This window comes from Phycisphaerae bacterium (assembly GCA_012729815.1).
Classification (GTDB): Bacteria; Planctomycetota; Phycisphaerae; order JAAYCJ01; family JAAYCJ01; genus JAAYCJ01.
Genome location: JAAYCJ010000012.1, coordinates 1 through 2,725, shown reverse-complemented (window position 1 = coordinate 2,725; position 2,725 = coordinate 1). Strand labels below are relative to the sequence as shown.

Genomic DNA, 2,725 nt, shown 5'->3' with positions numbered 1-2,725 from the left:
GCGGCTGGATGTGCCGATCCGCGAGCAGGCGGGCGAGTACCGGGCGGTCCGCATCGGCTGCGACTGCTGGATCGGTTCGGGCGCGATCGTCCTGGCCGACGTCGGCGATCACGCCGTGGTCGCCGCCGCCAGCGTCGTCACCCATCCCGTCGAGCCGTACAAGATCGTCGCCGGCAATCCCGCGCGGGAAGTCGGCGACCGCCGCGATCGGGAGCCCGCGACCCGTGACGCGTGAGGCCGCTTGCGATTTTCTGGTCTTCAGCGACGATTGGGGCCGCCATCCCTCCAGTTGCCAGCACCTCTTCAAGCACCTGGCCCGCGACCATTGCGTGCTGTGGGTCAATACGGTCGGCATCCGCCCCGCGCGTCCCGATCTCTTCACGCTCCGCCGCGGACTCCGCAAGCTCCGCGACTGGCGAAGACCGCTGCGGCAGGTGGACGAACGATTCTGGGTGCTCGATCTGCCCATGCTGCCGTTGACCGGGCGCGGCATCGCGGCGCGTCTGAACGTCGCGCTGGCCGCGCGGACGCTTCGGCGGACGCTGGACAGGCTCCGCTTCCATCAGCCGGTGCTCTGGACCTCCGTGCCCAACGCCGCCGATTTCCTCCGCCGGCTCGACGAGCGGGCCCTGGTCTACTACGTCACCGACGACTATGCCTTCTGGCCCGGGGCCGATCGCGAAAAAGTCCGCCGCGATGATCGACATCTGACCGGACGGGCCGATCGGATCCTGGCCGTCAGCGAAGCCCTGGCCGAGACGCATCGCACGCCGCGAACGCGCCTCCTGCCGCACGGGGTGGACTTCGAGCATTTCGCCGCAGCGGGCGACGAACCGCCGGAACTGGCCGCCGTCCCCCATCCCCGCGCCGCGTATTTCGGGCTGCTCTATGAGAAGATCGACTTTGAGGCGATCCGCCGCCTCGCCGAGGCCATGCCGTCGCTCCAGATCGTGTTGATCGGTCCGGCGACGGTCGGACTCGACGTGCTGAACGATATGCCGAACGTGCACCTGATCGGCCCGATACCTTACGCCGAACTGCCCGCGTGGCTCGGCGCGATGGACGTGCTTCTGCTGCCCTACGTCCGCGACGGCCAGACGGAAAAGGCCTCGCCCCTCAAGTTCCGCGAGTGCCTGGCCGTCGGTAAGCCGATCGTCGCTCGGAACCTGCCGGACCTGGTTGCGACCGCGGACGTGGTTCGCCTGTACGACCGGTCCGACCAACTCATCGAACAGGTCCGCGCCGCCCTCGAAGACCACCGGTCCGACCTGCCGTCGAAGATGCGAAGCCGCGTCGCCGACGACGACTGGAGCCGCCGCGCGCAGCAGGTGCAAGCCGCCGTCGCCGGTCTTCTGGCCGACCGGCCCGACGTGACCGTCGATTCGTCGCCGCCGCCCGGCTGGTCCCAATACCTGACCCGCCGCCGGGACGCCACGCTCTTTCACGACCCGCGCTGGCCCGCCCTGATCGCCCGCGCGTACCCGAGCAACAAGCCGTTCTGCCTGACCGCCCGCCGCAACGGCCAACTGGTCGGACTGCTGGCCCTGATCGCCCAGAAAAGCCGCCTCTTCGGTTCGCACCTGACCAGCCTGCCCTGGTTCGACGCCGCCGGCGTCCTGGCCGACGATCCCCAAACCGCCCACGCCCTGTGCCGCGAAGCCTGGCGACTGGCCGAGCGCCTCGGGGGCCGATGGACCGAACTCCGCCAGACCGCCCCGCTCGATCCGCAACTCCCTCAGCGAACCGACAAGGCCGCCCTGCGGCTGGACTTGCCCGATCGGGCCGATCAGCTCTGGGAAAGCCTGCCGGCCAAGGTCCGCAACCAGGTCCGCAAGGCCCAACGGTGCGGTCTGACCGTCCAAGCCGGCAAAGCCGAGCTTCTGGCCGACTTCCACCGGGTCTATGTCCGCACCATGCGCGATCTGGGCAGCCCGCCCCATGCCCTGCGGTTCTTCCGACTCATCGCCGAGCGCTTCGCCGATGAAATTGACCTGGTCGTGGTCTATCATGCGTCCACGCCCGTCGCGGCGGGACTGACCCTCAGCGACGGCAGGATCGTGCATCTGCCCTGGGCGGCCTCCGATCATCGCTATAACGCCATGTGCCCCAATATGTTACTGTACTGGACGATGCTCGAACAGGCCGTCGGCCACGGCGCGGCGGTCTTCGACTTCGGACGCAGTTCCGTCGATTCGGGCACCTACCGCTTCAAGCGCCAGTGGGGCGGCCACGCCTGCCCGCTGTACTGGCACTACCTGCTGCCGCCCGGCGCTTCACCGCCCGATCTGCAGCCGCACAGCGCCCGGCACCGTCTGCCGGTGGCGATCTGGAAGCGCCTGCCCGTGTCTGCCGCCCGGTGGCTTGGGCCTCGCCTGATCGCCCAGTTGTCTTAGGGCCCCGATTCGCTGTACAGCGCACTAACCGATAGAACACTGTACAGCCCGGACGGGTGTGTGCCGCCCGTCGCGCCGTTGGCCGAGCCTATGGAATTGGTTCCGCCCGGGTTTGATGAAAGCGCCCCCGATTGCCGATAAGTCGATTAGTAAACGAACCTTGGGGAGATTGGCAAAGGGGAGTCATGACCAGATCCGCGAACGCGAACAAGAACGTTCTGTTGATCAAACCGCCGCAGCTTTCGTCATCGGCCGATCACTACTCGCTGCGGATGTGTCCGTGCGATCTGGACCGCCTGGGTCAGACGATTGCGGAGCACACGGATTGGCGC

Annotated in this window: 3 protein-coding genes; all 3 read left to right on the top strand. The window is 67.9% G+C overall.

Translation table 11 applies throughout. The features are described 5' to 3' along the window. A partial coding sequence (locus tag GXY33_00730) for an acyltransferase (protein NLX03646.1) occupies nucleotides 1-235 on the top strand: 235 nt, incomplete at its 5' end. Beyond that, the gene (locus GXY33_00725; GenBank protein NLX03645.1) at nucleotides 225-2,393 is read left to right on the top strand and encodes a FemAB family PEP-CTERM system-associated protein; all 2,169 of its coding nucleotides are present in this window, start codon (nucleotides 225-227) and stop codon (nucleotides 2,391-2,393) included. The genes GXY33_00730 and GXY33_00725, both read left to right, overlap by 11 nt. A 185-nt stretch (nucleotides 2,394-2,578) precedes the next feature. Continuing rightward, a partial coding sequence (locus tag GXY33_00720) for a hypothetical protein (GenBank protein ID NLX03644.1) occupies nucleotides 2,579-2,725 on the top strand: 147 nt, incomplete at its 3' end.